This is a genomic window from Rossellomorea vietnamensis, assembly GCF_008180615.1.
Classification (GTDB): domain Bacteria; phylum Bacillota; class Bacilli; order Bacillales; family Bacillaceae_B; genus Rossellomorea; species Rossellomorea vietnamensis_D.
Window position 1 is genome coordinate 134,389 of the sequence record NZ_VTEH01000011.1, and the last position, 16,397, is coordinate 150,785.

Annotated in this window: 12 protein-coding genes; 11 read left to right on the top strand and 1 reads right to left on the bottom strand. The window is 44.8% G+C overall.

What is annotated here, in order from left to right; translation table 11 throughout:
• Nucleotides 1-187 precede the first annotated feature (187 nt).
• From FZC79_RS14120 to FZC79_RS14165, 9 genes are all read left to right on the top strand, one after another.
• Entirely contained in the window at nucleotides 188-2,050 is a 1,863-nt protein-coding gene (locus FZC79_RS14120; RefSeq protein WP_187442788.1) for an alpha/beta hydrolase family protein, read from the top strand.
• Between the two features lie 286 nt (nucleotides 2,051-2,336).
• Complete coding sequence (locus FZC79_RS14125) at nucleotides 2,337-3,161, top strand: PRD domain-containing protein (RefSeq protein ID WP_148947414.1); 825 nt, start codon at nucleotides 2,337-2,339, stop codon at nucleotides 3,159-3,161.
• Nucleotides 3,162-3,571: 410 nt separating this feature from the next.
• Complete coding sequence (locus tag FZC79_RS14130) at nucleotides 3,572-4,948, top strand: sucrose-specific PTS transporter subunit IIBC (protein WP_148941806.1); 1,377 nt, start codon at nucleotides 3,572-3,574, stop codon at nucleotides 4,946-4,948.
• Nucleotides 4,949-5,425: 477 nt separating this feature from the next.
• Nucleotides 5,426-6,388: an aminoimidazole riboside kinase gene (locus FZC79_RS14140; protein WP_148947416.1), complete on the top strand. Its 963-nt coding sequence runs from the start codon at nucleotides 5,426-5,428 to the stop codon at nucleotides 6,386-6,388.
• The gene (locus FZC79_RS14145) at nucleotides 6,385-7,833 is read left to right on the top strand and encodes a glycoside hydrolase family 32 protein (protein ID WP_148947417.1); all 1,449 of its coding nucleotides are present in this window, start codon (nucleotides 6,385-6,387) and stop codon (nucleotides 7,831-7,833) included. Before FZC79_RS14140 ends, FZC79_RS14145 begins: the two co-directional genes overlap by 4 nt.
• 130 nt (nucleotides 7,834-7,963) lie before the next feature.
• Entirely contained in the window at nucleotides 7,964-8,419 is a 456-nt protein-coding gene (locus tag FZC79_RS14150) for a DUF305 domain-containing protein (protein WP_148947418.1), read from the top strand.
• Between the two features lie 687 nt (nucleotides 8,420-9,106).
• Nucleotides 9,107-9,262 (top strand): DUF1540 domain-containing protein, encoded by a 156-nt coding sequence (locus tag FZC79_RS14155; RefSeq protein ID WP_148947419.1) that lies wholly within the window; start codon nucleotides 9,107-9,109, stop codon nucleotides 9,260-9,262.
• A 212-nt stretch (nucleotides 9,263-9,474) separates the two neighbouring features.
• A complete protein-coding gene (locus FZC79_RS14160; RefSeq protein WP_148947420.1) occupies nucleotides 9,475-11,082 on the top strand; it encodes a glycoside hydrolase family 13 protein in 1,608 nt (535 codons plus the stop codon).
• Nucleotides 11,083-11,205: 123 nt separating this feature from the next.
• A complete protein-coding gene (locus FZC79_RS14165) occupies nucleotides 11,206-12,888 on the top strand; it encodes a glycoside hydrolase family 13 protein (protein WP_148947421.1) in 1,683 nt (560 codons plus the stop codon).
• 158 nt (nucleotides 12,889-13,046) lie between these two features.
• On the opposite strand, the gene FZC79_RS14170 is transcribed toward FZC79_RS14165, so the two are convergent.
• Nucleotides 13,047-14,249, bottom strand: coding sequence for an NAD(P)/FAD-dependent oxidoreductase (locus FZC79_RS14170; protein ID WP_148947422.1), 1,203 nt, complete (start codon nucleotides 14,247-14,249; stop codon nucleotides 13,047-13,049).
• Between the two features lie 153 nt (nucleotides 14,250-14,402).
• Here FZC79_RS14170 and FZC79_RS14175 point away from each other — a divergent pair, with 153 nt between their 5' ends.
• Together FZC79_RS14175 and FZC79_RS14180 are read left to right on the top strand one after the other, a co-directional pair.
• Nucleotides 14,403-15,188: an SDR family oxidoreductase gene (locus FZC79_RS14175; protein WP_148947423.1), complete on the top strand. Its 786-nt coding sequence runs from the start codon at nucleotides 14,403-14,405 to the stop codon at nucleotides 15,186-15,188.
• 410 nt (nucleotides 15,189-15,598) lie between these two features.
• The gene (locus FZC79_RS14180) at nucleotides 15,599-16,216 is read left to right on the top strand and encodes an acetate uptake transporter (protein WP_148947424.1); all 618 of its coding nucleotides are present in this window, start codon (nucleotides 15,599-15,601) and stop codon (nucleotides 16,214-16,216) included.
• The last annotated feature ends 181 nt before the right edge of the window (nucleotides 16,217-16,397 follow it).

Sequence of the window (16,397 nt, forward strand, 5' to 3'; positions counted from 1 at the left end):
AGCTCGCCTTTTTTTCTCTTTGGAACATTTGCCTGTCGGGGCTGAGCAAGGTGCTTCTGTTTTTGTTTCTGGAATAATAATACATATTATTATTCCCCGCTTTAAAGGCATAAACAGGACAAAGCTATATTAAATATTTAGTAATACTAAAATTTTATCTTAAAACTATTATACGGAGGGTGAAAAGATGAAAAAGAAGCATAGTGCAAAAAGGTTTCTCGTCATCTCACTGATTCTTGTGCTGATCAGCATGGTCGGAGCTTCATTTGTACAGACATCCGGCGGAAAAGTGACAGTCAAGGACTTGCGATGGGAAACTCCTTCAGGCCACTTGATGAGTGCCTTATTATTTGTTCCAGACAGCGCATCAGTTGATAGCCCTGCTCCCGGTATTGTCACTAGCCATGGCTGGTACAACAACCGTGAGATGCAGGATTTGAATTTTGTTGAGTATTCAAGACGTGGATATGTAGTCATGTCCATTGATATGTATGGTCACGGTAACTCAGATGCGATTCCTGCAACAGATTGGCAGAATCGCGGCACGGGAATGTATGATGCGGTCGAACTGATGGCTGACCTTCCCTATGTGGATGTATCCAATATTGGGGTAACGGGACATTCCAACGGAGCCCGTGCAGCCAATTGGTCGATTCTTGAAGATAACAAAAAACCGGCAGATGAGCAGTTGATTTCTTCGGTGTTGCTGGTTGCGAACGATGCAATGTACTCGAGCGACCCAGCTGAACCGCTGTATTGGTCAATGAGAAATGACACTCAGGAATACACCAATAATTATGGTTCAAGGGACGTCGGAATCATTGCAGCTCAATATGATGAATTTTTCTTCCGAAGCTTAGGGGAAGATGGAACAGTTACACCGCCTAGAGATTATATCGATACGGAATACGCGCAGTCTTTCCTGAACTTCGGTGTTGATCCAGAAGGCGAACCGCGTAAGAGCTATCAGATGTATGAACAGGAAGTGGAAGGAGAAGAAGCGGTAAGGGTGATCTACAATCCTGACCAAATTCATCCTTGGAATCACTTCTCAGCTTCTGTAGTGGAAAGCAGTCTGGATTACTTTGAAAAAACAGTAGGCGCACCCGATCCAATCTCAGCTTCTAACCAGATCTGGCAGTACAAGGTATTCTTTAACTTACTTGGGCTGATCGGCTTCTTCATGTTCGTTGTCAGCTTTACGAAGGTTATGCTGCAAACAAAGGCCTTCTCATCATTAAGGGCATCTAAAGAAGCAACGGCAGCAGCGGCTCCGGCAGGAATCGGAAAAGCGTGGTTCTGGGGCGGCCTGGTTGTCAGTGCGATTATCTCAGGATGGTCTTACCTCGGTGTCTATAATTGGAGTATGGAAAACCGTCCGGCATTCCTTCCTCAGGCTCCGGTATTTTACATCGGCGTTTGGTCAGTCGTCATGGGTGTCGTTACGTTAATCATCTTGTTCCTGTCTTACAAACTGTTCTCCAAAAAACAAGGGATGGATTTAAGAGAAACGGGTGCATTAATTGGATGGAGATCTCTTGGGAAAACGGTTGTCCTATCTCTGATTGTTACTGTTGCGGCTTTCGGATTAGTGTTCGCAGCCGATTACTTCTTCAAAACAGACTTCAGATTCTGGGTCATCGCAATCAAAGCATTCACGCCGGATAAAATCATACTGGCACTGAAATTCCTGCCATTCTTCCTGATTTTCTATGTGGCAAATTCCATTGCCATCAACTGCTTTAACTATGTATCAGGAGGCAGAAAAGAGTGGGTCAACACAGCGCTGATGGCCGTTTTCAACGGAATAAGTGCTGCCGTGCTGATTGTGGTTCAGTACACACACTTCTTTATTGAAGGAGATGTCTACTTCTCATCACTATCGCCGATCATCGGCATCTGGCTGTTCCCAATCGTGATCATCATTCCGTTGGCGGCCATTATTACACGTAAAATTTACAGAGTCACCAAAAATCCTTATCTTGGCGGAATCATCTACGCGATTATTGTTTCCGTCATGATGGTCAGCAACACATTGACACAGCTTTAATACTGAATGAGAGGACACCCCGCCTTTGTGCGGGGTGTCCTTTTGTATGGCCGCCGCTTTAGTGCTTTAAAGTCCGAAGAGGGACAGTCCCTCTTCGTATGGTAAAGTTTTAAACCGCTAAAAGGGACTGTCCCTGGTCATGCTTTAACGCGTCACCGCACAAAAAGGGACTGTCCCTTTCAGTGCGGTGAAGCAATAAAGACAGCGAACACAGGCGAGCATGGGGATGGCATTATTTCGCAAGTGGATGGTAATATTAAAAGAAGTATGTGTGCGGAGGGTTTTAATGAGGATTTTTAGAGTGCTGAACAATAATGCTGTGGTTGTAATAGATGGCCCTCAGGAGAAAATCGTTATGGGCAGCGGCATTGCTTTTCAGAAGAAAAGAAACGATATTGTTCCAAAGGATAGGATTGAGAAGATTTTCGTTTTGCGGGAAACTTCTTCCGAGAAATTTCAACAGCTGCTGGCTACATTGCCTGAGAGCCATATTGAAGTGGCTGAAGATATCATCAGTTACGCCGAAGGCCATTTAAACGCGCCCTTAAGCGATCATATCCATATTGCTTTGACGGATCACCTTTCTTTTGCCCTGGAACGGCTGCAGCAGGGGATCCCCATCCAAAATAAACTGCTGAGCGAAATCAGGATGCTGTACCGGAAAGAATATGAGATCGGCCTGTGGGCCAAGGGGCGCATCCGTGAAAAGCTTGGTGTTGAAATCCCTGAGGATGAGGCAGCGCATATTGCTCTTCATATCCACACCGCCAAAATGGATGCCCCCTCAATGGGAGAGTCTTTGAAGCAAGCGTCCATTTTAAAGGATTTTGTTACGGAAGTAGAGATACTGATGGGCAAAAAAATCGAAGAGTCCAGTATCGATTACCAGAGGCTTATCACACACCTCCGATTCGCCTTGAACCGAATTGAAACAGACGGTCAGTTCTCCCCGATTGATGAGGATATGCTGGAACTGATCAAAGTGAAGTACAAAGAAGCTTTTGAGATATCCGGGAAGACATTGGACTTTTTAAGCAAGGAATATGAAATCAGCTTTCCTTATTCTGAGGTAGCCTACATCGCCCTGCACATCCAAAGATTGCTAAAATAAATAGTGTTGACGATAGCGTTTTCATGTTATAAAATCGAGTATAAATAAATAGTGCGGGATTGTTACTGATAATGCAGGCAAGACCTAGAATGTATAAGACGGCACAGGTAGATCGTCTCTCTTTGACCTACCTCCAGCCATTTCTTATATATTTTAGGTCTTGTCTTTTTTTATGGCTGTTTTCGCATATATTGTTGCTTTCGGAAAAATCCCAAGAGCCTGATTTTTCCCCGGATACTGAGAGATTTATCTCTTATTGAGGGAAAGTAGCTCTTTTCTTTTCTGTGTTACTAGTTTCCCCCTCTTAATATGGTTGTTTTTTCGGAATTAGTATCAAATAGCAGCAAAGTTTACGAAAAGAGCCTTTTTTATTGGACAAAATCCTTGCACTTAATAAGGAGGAATACTTCATGAATCATCAGGAAACTGCTAAGCAGCTCGTTGAATTGTTAGGCGGTAAAGAGAATGTCATCAGTGCCACTCATTGTGCCACCCGCCTGCGCTTAGTGATAGACGATGAAAGCAAAATAGAAAAAGGGGCCATTGAAGAATTGGATGGAGTAAAGGGGGCTTTTTCAAGCTCAGGCCAATTCCAGGTCATCTTCGGTACAGGAACCGTCAATAAGGTTTATCAGCATTTCGGACCACTGGTTGGGGCCTCGATGGATGATGATTCTCCAAAAGAAGGAGTCTCCCATAAAGATGCGGCGAAAAAGAAAATGAATCCGTTTGCCCGCTTCGCAAGAACCTTATCGAATATATTTGTGCCAATCATTCCGGCCATCGTGGCAGCTGGTATGCTGATGGGACTTCTTGGACTTATGAATACGTACAACTGGGTGGATTCTGACAGCGGATTATTCGTGATGCTCGATATGTTCTCATCTGCTGCCTTTATTATTCTACCGATCCTGATCGGTTTCAGTGCAGCGAAAGAGTTTGGCGGAACCGCGTATCTGGGTGCAGTCATAGGAGGAATCATGACGCACCCTAACCTGCTGAATCCTTGGGGGCTTGCTGATGCAGAGCCATCCACACTTGATTTCTTCGGATTTGGAGTTGAAATGTTAGGGTATCAAGGAACGGTTATTCCTGTGTTATTAACGGTTTACATCATGTCAAAACTGGAAAAAGGATTGCGCAAGGTCGTTCCGAACGCAGTAGACCTGCTTGTGACGCCATTCTTGACCATTATTGGGACAGGCTTCGTGGCTATGCTGGTCGTCGGTCCGCTTGGAAGAACTCTTGGTAACGGAATTACAACGGTGCTGGATGTTGTGTATAACACAGCAGGCCCAATCGCCGGTTTGGTTTTCGGCGGATTGTACTCGACCATCGTTCTGACAGGTGTACACCACAGCTTCCATGCCATTGAGGCTGAACTTCTGGCTAATATCGGGGCAAACTACCTTCTGCCGATCTGGGCAATGGCAAACGTTGCGCAAGGTGGAGCCACATTAGCAGTATTCTTCAGAACGAAAAACAAAAAGACGAAGGAAATCGCATTGCCTGCAGGATTCTCAGCATTCCTGGGAATCACCGAGCCAGCGATATTCGGGGTCAACTTGAAATACCGCCGCCCGTTCATTGCAGCAGCAATCGGCGGTGCGCTTGGCGGAGCGTATGTGGTCTTCACCCAGGTGGCAGCCAACGGTATAGGCTTGACCGGTGTTCCTTTGTTTGCGATTGTTCAAGATCCAATCAACTATGGAATCGGATTTATCATTGCAGCTGCTGGCGCTTTCGCGGCAACCCTTTTACTGGGGTGGAAAGAAGACAGCAAATAATCCATAATAAAATAGAAACGGGGTTGACTTCATTTCAGGGTCAGCCCCTTCCTTACATAAAAAGCGCAAGCGCCCCTTTCAGCCCCGACAGGCAAATGTTCCCTGGAGAAAAAAAGGGGATCTTTCCTTTTATTCTCCAGGGTTATTTGACCCCGAGGGGCTAAGTCCGTTCCGGTGAGTACGGACCCTCGGGCGCTGGAGCTGGATTCAGAAACGCTCGCTAATTTTCAATCTAAAATGTTATCTTTAAAAAAGGCTGTTTTGCGCACATATTGTTGCTTCCGGGAAAATCCCAAGATCCGGATTTTTCCCCGGATACTAAGAGTTTTATCTCTTATCGGGGAAGAGTAGCTCTTTTTTTCTCGATATTACCGTATTTTTTCCTTCTTGAGATTGATATTTCTTAGGAGTTAGCATCAAATAGCAACAAAGTTTACGAAAACAGCCTTTTAAAAAATGAATGGGAGGAACACATATATGAAAAATGGAATCATCTCGCTTGGAGAAGCACTTATCGATTTTATCCCTTTAGATAAAGAGAATATTTCCTGTCAAAAAAGCCCCGGCGGTGCACCTGCCAATGTTTCCGTAGGATTGGCGCGATTGGGTGCCAGGTCTTCGTTTTTAGGAAAAGTGGGCAAAGATGTATTGGGGGAGTTTTTACAAAAGACCCTGACAGATTACGGAGTGGGGACGGAGCAGATGTACTTGACCCGGGATACAAGGACGGGTGTCGTGTTTGTTACCAATGCTGAGGATGGCGAAAGAAGCTTCGACTTTTATATCGATCCAAGTGCAGACCGTTTTCTTACAGCTGATGATATTAAAGAAGAAGATTTTGTTTCGCATCAGATTCTTCACTTCGGTTCAATTTCGATGATCTCCAGTCCGGCCAAAGAAGCAACCCATCACGCAGTGAAGCTTGCTAAGGAAAATGGGATGCTGGTTTCATATGACCCTAACCTAAGGCTGGGATTGTGGGATTCAGAGGAAAATGCTAGAACCACCATTGAAAGCATGCTGGATCAGGCAGATTTTCTCAAAATCTCTGAAGAGGAATTGGAGTTCATTACAGGTGAGAGTGATTTTGAGGCCGGCCTGGAAAAAATGAAGTCTTACAATATTCCTCTGATGATCATTACAATGGGGGCAGAAGGATGCCACGTCTATACCAAGGATGGACATAGACATGTTCCGGCCATGAAGGTACAGGCGGTGGATACAACGGGTGCGGGCGATGCTTTCGTATCCGGCATGCTTTATCAGCTCCATGAATATGAAGGGGATATTCAAAGCCTGACAATCGAGGCAGCAGCGGAGATGGCTGCGTTTGCCGCGGTTTCCGGTGCGCTTGCCGCTTCGACAAAAGGAGCGATGACCGCCCTGCCGACTCTGGAAGAAGTAAAGCAGCACCTCGGCGGAGGAGGCTCACGTAAATGAAAAGGGACCAGGAGTTAAGACTGCAAGCTTATGAAGAAGTGGGAAAAAACCGCCGTCTGGTGGAGGAAGACCCTTATCGTCTGAAGTACCACCTCATGCCTCCTGCCGGGCTGCTGAATGATCCCAACGGCTTCATCGAATTTAACGGTGTCTATCATCTTTATTATCAATGGATGCCTTTTAAGACCGGTCACGGAGCCAAGTTCTGGGGGCATTATTCTTCTGAGGATCTTGTCCATTGGAAACATGAAGAAATTGCGTTGGCACCTTCCGAATGGTATGAAAAAAATGGCTGCTATTCTGGAAGTGCCATTGAGCATGAGGGTAAACTTTATGCCTTTTACACGGGCAATGTTAAAGATGATGAGGGAAACCGGGAGACCTATCAGTGCCTTGCTGTTTCAGAGGATGCTGTTCATTTTGATAAAAAAGGTCCTGTAGTGGACCTGCCTCAAGGACTTACGCCTCATTTCCGTGATCCTAAAGTCTGGGAGCAGGACGGCCGCTATTTCATGGTGGTTGGTGCCCAGACGGACGCATTAAATGGAGCAGCTGCTCTTTTAAAATCAACCGATTTGATGGATTGGAGCTATGAGGGAATCATTGCTGGCGGAGATAACGGAAAGCTTGGTTACTTCGGATATATGTTTGAATGCCCCGATTTGTTTTCTCTTGATGGACAGGATATCCTTGTTTTTTCTCCACAAGGGCTGGAACCGAGCGGAATACATTATCAAAATGTCTACCAGGCGGGCTATGTGGTTGGGCAGTTTGATCCGGAAGCCGGTGAATATCAGCACGGAGAGTTTGATGAGCTGGACAGAGGTTTCGATTTCTATGCTCCGCAGACGACGCTTGACCACAAGGGCAGGAGGCTGTTGTTTGCCTGGATGAGCGTCCCCGATCAGAATGAGCAGGAGCATCCGACGGTTGAGCATAAGTGGCTGCACTGCATGACGATACCGAGAGAGCTGAAGCTGGTGGATGGGAAGGTTCATCAGGTGCCGCTCGAGGAGCTTGAAGAGTTACGAAGTGGCCAGGCTCTGGAGTGCTCGGTTAACCTTATTAAAGAAAACTGCAGTTTTGAAGGTGTGGAAGGAAACGCAGTCGAGCTGGAATTGACCAATATTTCGATTGAAGGCGGCTGGATGGATATTGCCTTTGGTGATGGCTGCAGGGTCATGTATAATCCAGGGACCAAGCTGTTTACTTTGGAACGTAAGAGCTATGTTGATGGCACGGTGGAAAAACGGCAGTGCCTGATAGAGGAATTGTCCTCTCTTAGGATTTTCCTTGATACCTCTTCCATAGAAGTTTTCTTGAATGGCGGGGAAGAATGCTTCACTTCTCGTATCTATCCATCGCCAAATGACCAAAGCATTACCTTCAGTGCATCTGGAAATTCAAGTTATACATTATATAAGTGGAGTTTAACTTCACCGTAGTACACAAACGCGCCGAAAGGGCTGGTCCTTTGCGGCGCGTTCATGCTTTAAAGCGCGAAAGTAATCTGGGAATACTCCTTTAAAATCCGGGTAGTAGTAATATAAACCAGATTTCAAAGGAGTGAATTTTATGAAACCCTATGTAAGGTTTGGAGCGATGGTGCTGACGTCGACCATTGTCATGTTCTTATTCAAATATTTAAGCACATATAAAATCGATCATATTTTTTTCAGTGAAACAAGGGCCTACATGGCGTTATTAATGGGAGCAACGATGGCTGTCATCATGCTGGCCTTCATGACGCACATGCTGAAGAATAAGAAGGCTAACATCGGGATAGCGGCAGGAAGCGTCGTCCTATTCATTGTCGCGCTTTCCCTTCTGCGAAGCCAGGCGACCGTAGACGACCAGGATTATATGGAAGCAATGATTCCGCACCACTCCATCGCGATTTTGACCAGTGAACGTGCTGACATCGACGATCCGCGGGTTGAAGAACTATCAGAAGAAATCATTGAAGCCCAGCGTGAGGAAATTGCAGAAATGAAACGACTGATTGAAGATTTGGAAGAGAAAGAGGAGTAATGGTTCTTTTGTAAGAGGGCTCCACGGTCTATACGTGGAGTCCTTTTTTCATGGCTGTTTTAAAAGAATTGAATTTACGCTTCAGGTATTAAGAGAGAGTGCTGGGTTTCGTTTTAAGAAATCCTACTCCGCTGGTGGGCGCGTGATGGAGTGGCCTTATTACGAAAGCTGCCTTTCAGTTCCTAAATTAATTACCCAGAGATGAAAATAAGGTAACTTTTTTCCGTTAATTGCAAATTCAAGCTTATTTTAGAGTGAATAAGGGAAGATTTTTCCCTTATGTGACAAAAAGCTCATTTTTTTAGTGTATTCAAGATAAATAAGGGAAATTTATTCCACTATTTTAGCTGCTTTCAATTTTTTTTAGTAAATAAGGGAACTTTTTTCTTCTATTTACTATTCAAAATACTGAATCCGCTTGAAAGGAGCGCTTGTGGTTTTAATATGGCTGTTTTCATACTGATTGTGGCTTTTGGAAAAATCCTAAGAGCAGGGTTTTCACACTAAATGGAGAGAGCAGCTTTTTTCATGCTTGCTTATGAGGTGTTTACGAAATGAACCTTTTAAATAGAAGAGGGGGAAAGAGGTTAATAATCTTTCATATGGGTATATATCAATTAAAGGTACAATCTTCTCCAACTATTTCTTAGAGAATACGTTCTACTAAAAATAAGGAGGTGTACAGTTATGGCACAGGAAGTTTTATGCGAAGTCAATAACTGTGTATACAACAGAGATGGCCGAAAGTGCACGGCTGATCAGATTTTCGTCAGCAGCCATAGCAGCAGCAAACCGAGGAAAAGTGAAGAAACGGACTGCCAGACATTTGAACCTGAAGCTTAATAGAAAAGGAAGAGACAGCCATTTTAACGCGGGCTGTCTTTTTTTGTGTGCTGGATGCTTTCCCGCTTTAAACTATTGAGAGGGACTGTCCCTTTTAACCGTTTAAAATGGTAAAGCAGTTAACCTCTCCATAATTTCTCTCTACTATCGCAAGCGTTTACATAGTATACTAGCGATATCGAAAAAGGCATAGATAAGGAGAGAAGTCTGAAATGAATAAGACATGGTGGAAAGAAGCAGTTGTGTACCAGGTATACTGGCGCAGCTTTTTAGATAGCAATGGTGACGGATATGGCGATCTGGAAGGTGTCATAGAAAAGCTGGATTACATTAAGGATCTTGGAGTGGATGTCATTTGGCTGAATCCTTGCTTTGAGTCGCCGGACGTTGATAATGGCTATGACATTTCTGATTATTGCGAGGTCATGTCAAAAGCAGGTACGATGGAAATCTTTCAAAAGCTGATTGATGAGATTCATGCCCGCGGGATGAAAATGATCATGGATTTGGTCGTCAATCATACATCCGATCAGCATCCATGGTTCCTGGAGTCACGCGCCTCCAAGGATAACCCTAAGCGGGACTGGTACATCTGGCACGACGAGCCGAATAATTGGCGTTCCTATTTCAGCCCATCTACATGGGAGTATGATGAGAGGACCGAACAGTACTATTTCCACGCCTTTGCGGTGGAACAGCCTGACCTGAACTGGAAAAATCCAGAGGTAAGGGAAGCAATCTATGATGTGATGAAATTCTGGCTGGATAGGGGAATTGATGGATTCAGGATGGATGCGATTGCGATCCTGGCCAAGCAGGAGGGCTTCCCGGATGCAGAAAATCCTCATGACATCTCCTATCTTGGCAACAACCCCGGGATTCATGAGTATCTGAAGGAAATGAATGAAAAGGTGCTGCAGCACTATGACCTGCTGACAGTCGGTGAGCTGGCGTTTGTCAAAGCCGAGGAAGGTCCATTGTATGTTGAAGAGAATCGCAAGGAGCTTCATACCCTGTTTCATTTTGAAGTATGTGATTACATGGAAAGCTGGGACATGCTGAAATTCAAATCCATTCAGAAAAGATGGTACGAGTCCCTGTGGGGCAGAGGATGGAACTCGCAATTTTTAAATAATCATGATCATACACGCCTGGTGACCCGTTTTGGAGATGACACGAAATACCGTGAAGAATCTGCGAAGTGTTTCGCCGCGATGCTCCACACATTGCCGGGAACTCCTTATATTTATCAGGGAGAGGAAATCGGAATGACCGGCGTCAGGTTTGAATCTATTGAGGACTACAATGACATTGCCATGAAAAATAAATACAAAGAAGAAGTAGGAAAAGGAAGAAATCCTCAAGAGGTATTCGAGGAGCTGCTCCCGCTGGCACGCGATAATTCTAGGACTCCGATGCAGTGGAATGGAAATGATAACGCCGGCTTTACCAGCGGAAAACCATGGATCAATATCAATCCAAATTATAAAGAGATCAATGTGGAGAACGCTCTCCAAGACTCGAACTCTATTTATTATTTTTATCAAAAACTGATTGACCTGAGAAAGAAAAATGAAGTCATGACCTATGGAAGCTATGAGCCGCTCCTGGAAGACGATGAACAAGTTTATGCCTACTTCCGCGAGTATGAAGGGACGAAGTGGCTGGTTCTCTTGAACATCTCAGAAGAAGTTGTTGAAAGAGACTGGAGCCAATTTCTTTCATTTGAAAACGCTGAACTGCTGATAGGGAACTATGAAGACTCTGCGCAGCAGAAGCTCTCTCCTTATGAAGCGAGGATTTATCTAGTTAGAAAATAGTTTTTTTTAAAAAAGTTTGGGCCGGTTCCCCATGTGAATATGGGGAACCCCCCGGCTATCAATGCAACCGGTTGCATGATATAATAAAATCATTATTTTACTAGAAAAGGAGAGACACAATATATGAGCAAACAATGGTGGAAAGAAGCGGTCGTTTATCAAATTTATCCTCGAAGCTTCATGGATTCGAATGGTGACGGGGTAGGCGATATCAATGGAATCATTTCAAAACTGGATTATCTGAAAGAGCTGGGAATCGATGTCATCTGGTTATCGCCGGTGTACCAATCCCCGAATGATGATAATGGCTATGACATTAGTGATTACCGCGGCATCATGGACGAATTCGGCACAATGGATGACTGGGACCGCCTCTTAGCAGAAATGCACAAGCGCGGACTTAGATTGATCATGGACCTTGTTGTGAACCACAGCTCTGATGAACATGCATGGTTCGTTGGATCAAGAAAATCGAAGGACAATCCTTACCGTGATTACTACATCTGGAGAGAAGGAAAAGACGGGAAAGAACCGAATAACTGGGAATCCTGCTTCAGCGGTTCTGCTTGGCAGTATGATGAACAGACTGAAGAATATTTCCTTCACCTTTTCAGTAAAAAACAGCCGGATTTAAACTGGGAAAATCCCAAACTGAGAGAAGAAATCTATGACATGATGAAATTCTGGCTGGATAAAGGAATCGACGGCTTCCGCATGGATGTCATCAACTTCATTTCAAAAGTGGACGGCCTGCCGGATGCACCTTTACCTGAGGGACGGAAATATGCTCCAGGCGGCGATTATTATATGAACGGACCGAAAATTCATGACTATCTGCAGGAGATGAATGAAAAGGCCCTTTCCGGCTATGATGTCATGACAGTCGGTGAAATGCCGGGCGCAAACGTGGAAGAAGCGAAGCTCTATACAGCTGAAGACAGAAAAGAAGTGAACATGGTCTTCCAATTTGAGCATGTTGACCTTGACTCAGGCCCTGGCGGAAAATGGGATCTGCGTCCTCTGAAATTAAGCGACCTCCGCGACAGCTTCACAAAGTGGCAAAAAGGACTGGAGCAGGAAGGCTGGAACAGTCTATACCTCAACAACCATGATCAGCCGCGCATGGTGTCGCGCTTCGGAAATGACAAGGAGTACCGGGTGGAATCTGCGAAAATGCTGGCGACATTCCTTCATACTCTGAAAGGAACTCCGTACATTTACCAGGGCGAGGAACTTGGAATGACGAATGTTAAGTTCAATTCGATCAATGATTACGAGGATATTGAGATTAAAAATATGTACCGTGAAAAGGTCATTGAAAATGGGGAAGACCACGAAAAAGTCATGGAATCTATTTATGTAAAAGGCCGCGATAACGCCAGAACTCCTGTTCAATGGGATGACAGTCAGCATGGAGGCTTCACGACCGGAACGCCTTGGCTACAAGTGAACCCAAATTACAAGGAAATCAACGCAAAGCAAGCTGTGGAGGACCCGGATTCTGTTTTCCATTATTATAAAAAGTTGATTGAACTGCGCAAAGAAAACCCAATCATGGTGTACGGTTCTTATGACCTCCTCATGCCTGACCATGATAAAATTTATGCTTATGTAAGAGAGTATGAGGGTGTAAAAATGATCGTCATGCTGAACTTCTCAGAGGACACACCGGTGTTTGAACTGCCGGCAGAACTTCAAGGGTGCAGCAAAGAACTGCTCATAGGGAACTATGACGTGGATGGTGAAGAAGACATCAGCCAAGTGGAACTCCGCCCGTACGAAGCGCGTGTGTATCTTGTGAAATAAGTGATTAAATCCTTATTTGCTGTAAATTAAAGAGGAGAATCGCCTGCCGGTGATTCTCCTCTTTTCTGCTTTAAAGCGCTAAAAGGGACAGTCCCTCTTAGTGCTTTAAAGTGTTAAAGTCCTCTAGACCTGCCGATTACGGTCAGCTTAGTCTTTTTCTAACGCTCCAGCTTAACAATATCTGCCCCTTCAGTGACATTTCCCTGAAGCAGATCTGCTAGTATCTTCGCCCCGAGCATGCTGTAGACCGTCCCATTTCCTCCATATCCAAGGAGACAGTAGGTTCGTTCTTTTCCCGGGACTTTTCCGATGAAAGGCAGGTTGTCCAGTGACTCGCCAAAGCTTGCACCCCAGGCATGGGAGATAGCGATATCGAGATGGGGAAACAGCTTTCTGATTTCATCAGCAATCCGTTTGCCATGCCTGTCAATGATTTCCCGGCTTTCTGGAGCATGAGGAATTTCCTCATCCAATCCGCCGGCAATAATGCGGTTATCATTGGTTGTCCGTAAATAAAAATAGGGCCTGTCCGTTTCCCAGATCAAAGCTCTGCCCCACCATGCCGAAAGATCAACAACCGGCTCAGTCGCAATGGCATAGGAGCGGTTGATTTTCGTGCCCAGACTCTTACCAGCCACTGAGGCTTCGTATCCCGTGCAGAATATTACTTGTTTTGCTTTAAGGTTCCCCCGGGAGGTTTCAAGTACTATATGATCTTCCTTTTCTACCGTGTGTGTGACTTCAGTATGTTCAAAAAGATCGGCCCCATGCTCCCTTAAGAACTGCATAATTCCCATTACAAATCGATAAGGGTTCACCTCAGCATCGCGTTGTGTAACCAGAGCCACCGGTTTTGTAAACGGCATATGTTTCTCTAAATCCTTATCTGTCCAAAAATGAACAGGAAAACCATGCTTCTTCAAAGCCTCATATTCATCACGAAGCTTCCCGGCGTCCTCTTCCTTGCTTGCAAAACAAATGCTGTTTCTTCTTTTAAAATCCACATGGAAAGGTATTGATTCAGCCACTTTTTCCAAATGGCCGACAGCCTTCAAACATAGCTTATAAAAGTAGACAGCACGATTTTCCCCAATCTGATTGATCAACTCATGAAGCATGATATCGTTCGAGTATTGCAAAAGACCTGTATTGGCAGAGGAACTTCCCGCTCCGGCCTCCCGCTTATCCACCAAAGCTACTTTCAATCCCGCCTCTACTAGTGTATAAGCACACAGAACACCGGACATCCCAGCACCCGCGATGACGGCATCATAATGGTCATCCGGCAGGACAGCCTTCTCTTCATTTTCTGTTGGGTTAAAAGTAGTCGGCCAATAGAGGCTTCCATTATGCAGCTTCATGAGATTTCCTCCTAATTCAATTTCTAACATATTCCCTGAAAGGAATCCCGATTAAACCATTTACCGGATTAAAGTACAAGGCAATGCAGCACGTTTCACCACCTCTTTTTCCGGGAAAATGATAGAAGACACTCAAATAGGAGGAATTCTTAAATGAGCAAAACTATATTCATAACCGGAGCAGGAAGCGGGCTGGCACGCGGCGCAGCATTAGGGCTTGCAAAGAAAGGCCACCGCATTATTGCGACGACAGAGATAACACCACAGAAAACGGACCTAATGAGAGAAGCAGAGGATCAGGGATTGGATATGGAAGTATTCAAGCTTGATATCACCAATCCGCGGGACCGCGCCCAGATCGAAGAATACGACTTTGATGTATTCGTTGCAAACGCGGCGATCAACGAAGGCGGCCCATTGGCAGAGGTGCCGATGGACAGGTTCCGCGCATTATTTGAAGTCAACGTTTTTGCAACACTGGAAACGGTTCAGATTGCTGCTCAGAAATTCATGAAGAAGAAAAGCGGAAAGATCATTTTCATGAGTTCCATGGCAGGCATTTCCGCAACACCATATGTCGGTCCTTACACGGCGACAAAGCATGCAGTGGAAGGAATTGCACAGACTCTAAGAAATGAACTGGAACAATTCGGTGTCCAGGTCGCAACCATCAATCCAGGTGCTTTCGAAACAGGCTTCAACAAACGAAGCGCTGAAGAAATTTTCAAATGGTTCGATGAAGACAAAAATCTTACACCAATAGAAGACATCAAAGAGCAGCAAAAAGGACTGGAAGACCAGTTCGACCCGCAGGATATGATCGAAAAAATGATTGAAATCATCCCGGCGGATCACCATAAATTCCGTACCGTTCATCCTAAGGAAACAGAAGAACAGCTGAAAAAAACCCAGAAGGAACGCTGGGAAATGGATATTTAAGCAGAATAATGAAAAGCCCGTCTGAACCAGGCAGCATCAGGTTCAGACGGGCTTTTTTGTTGGCAGAGTCACCTTTCGGGGGAGTTAATCAAACGTTTGATTAATAAAAATCACGTCAAAAAAGCATAATAAGTACTTCAAGACACCGTAATATGAGTCACTATCTGGAAACGTACCGTTATCTAAAGGGATCATAATTGTATTGGTACGATTAGCCGAGAAACGTACCATAATCTAAAGGGATCTTAATTATAATGGTACGATTAGCCGGAAAACGTGCCGTTCACTAAAAAACTGCCTCTCACAATGCAGGACCCAAACAGCAGGCCGAGTCTGGTAAATTTATTCCATTGACTCCCTGACGCAAATCCAGTAGATTACATAAGTATTGCTTTTTTTAGGAGGAAATTATGGATACTCAGAATCAAACACATGTAAAGATCACAACAGCAGATCCATCTGCACTTGGCCTGTTCGGGCTTGCAATGGTGACATTGGTTGCTTCGTCTCAGAAGCTGGGATTAACGGAAGGACTTTCTCTCATTTTGCCATGGGCGTTTTTCTTGGGCGGATTGGCACAGTTAATCGCGGCATTGCTGGATGCTAAACACAATAATATTTTTGGAACAACAGCCTTTGCCGCATTCGGACTGTTCTGGTTCGGTGTAGGGATGTCCTGGTTGATTCAGTTAGGAGCCTTTGGTGAAACTTTGGCTGCCAATGCTGATCCAAGGCAGCTGGGATTTGCGTTCATCGGATATTTGATATTCAGTGTCTTCATGACAATTGGAGCTTTGGAGACGCATAAAGTATTGTTCTTCATTTTTGTTTTTATCGATTTCTTATTCATCGGGCTTTCCCTGAGTACTTTCGGAATCTTCCATGATGCCGCTCATATGCTGGCCGCAGTTGCAGAAATGTGTATCGCCCTGCTGTCTTTCTATGGATCTGCCGCAATCGTATTGAATACTCATTTTGGACGAGTTTTCCTTCCGATCGGAAAGCCGTTTGGCATTTTTAAAAAATAAGAGGACGCACAGATACCCTGTCGGTTATGGCCGGCAAGCTGTCCTGCCCCTGCTTATCAATAGTTAATTACAAGAAGACTTCCTTTAACCGGGAAGTCTTTTTTGTGCTTTAGTACTTTAAACCACTAAGAGGGACAGTCCCTCTTAGTGGTTTAAAGCATTAAAGCGACCTCTTCATCGT

Bases quoted from the DNA above. Each gene is read 5' to 3' on its own strand.
- FZC79_RS14155 (WP_148947419.1), top strand. From the start codon at position 9,107: ATGGCACAGGAAGTTTTATGCGAAGTCAATAACTGTGTATACAACAGA.
- FZC79_RS14180 (WP_148947424.1), top strand. From the start codon at position 15,599: ATGGATACTCAGAATCAAACACATGTAAAGATCACAACAGCAGATCCA.
- FZC79_RS14175 (WP_148947423.1), top strand. From the start codon at position 14,403: ATGAGCAAAACTATATTCATAACCGGAGCAGGAAGCGGGCTGGCACGC.
- FZC79_RS14145 (WP_148947417.1), top strand. From the start codon at position 6,385: ATGAAAAGGGACCAGGAGTTAAGACTGCAAGCTTATGAAGAAGTGGGA.
- FZC79_RS14120 (WP_187442788.1), top strand. From the start codon at position 188: ATGAAAAAGAAGCATAGTGCAAAAAGGTTTCTCGTCATCTCACTGATT.
- FZC79_RS14130 (WP_148941806.1), top strand. From the start codon at position 3,572: ATGAATCATCAGGAAACTGCTAAGCAGCTCGTTGAATTGTTAGGCGGT.
- FZC79_RS14125 (WP_148947414.1), top strand. From the start codon at position 2,337: ATGAGGATTTTTAGAGTGCTGAACAATAATGCTGTGGTTGTAATAGAT.
- FZC79_RS14160 (WP_148947420.1), top strand. From the start codon at position 9,475: ATGAATAAGACATGGTGGAAAGAAGCAGTTGTGTACCAGGTATACTGG.
- FZC79_RS14140 (WP_148947416.1), top strand. From the start codon at position 5,426: ATGAAAAATGGAATCATCTCGCTTGGAGAAGCACTTATCGATTTTATC.
- FZC79_RS14170 (WP_148947422.1), bottom strand. From the start codon at position 14,249: ATGAAGCTGCATAATGGAAGCCTCTATTGGCCGACTACTTTTAACCCA.
- FZC79_RS14150 (WP_148947418.1), top strand. From the start codon at position 7,964: ATGAAACCCTATGTAAGGTTTGGAGCGATGGTGCTGACGTCGACCATT.
- FZC79_RS14165 (WP_148947421.1), top strand. From the start codon at position 11,206: ATGAGCAAACAATGGTGGAAAGAAGCGGTCGTTTATCAAATTTATCCT.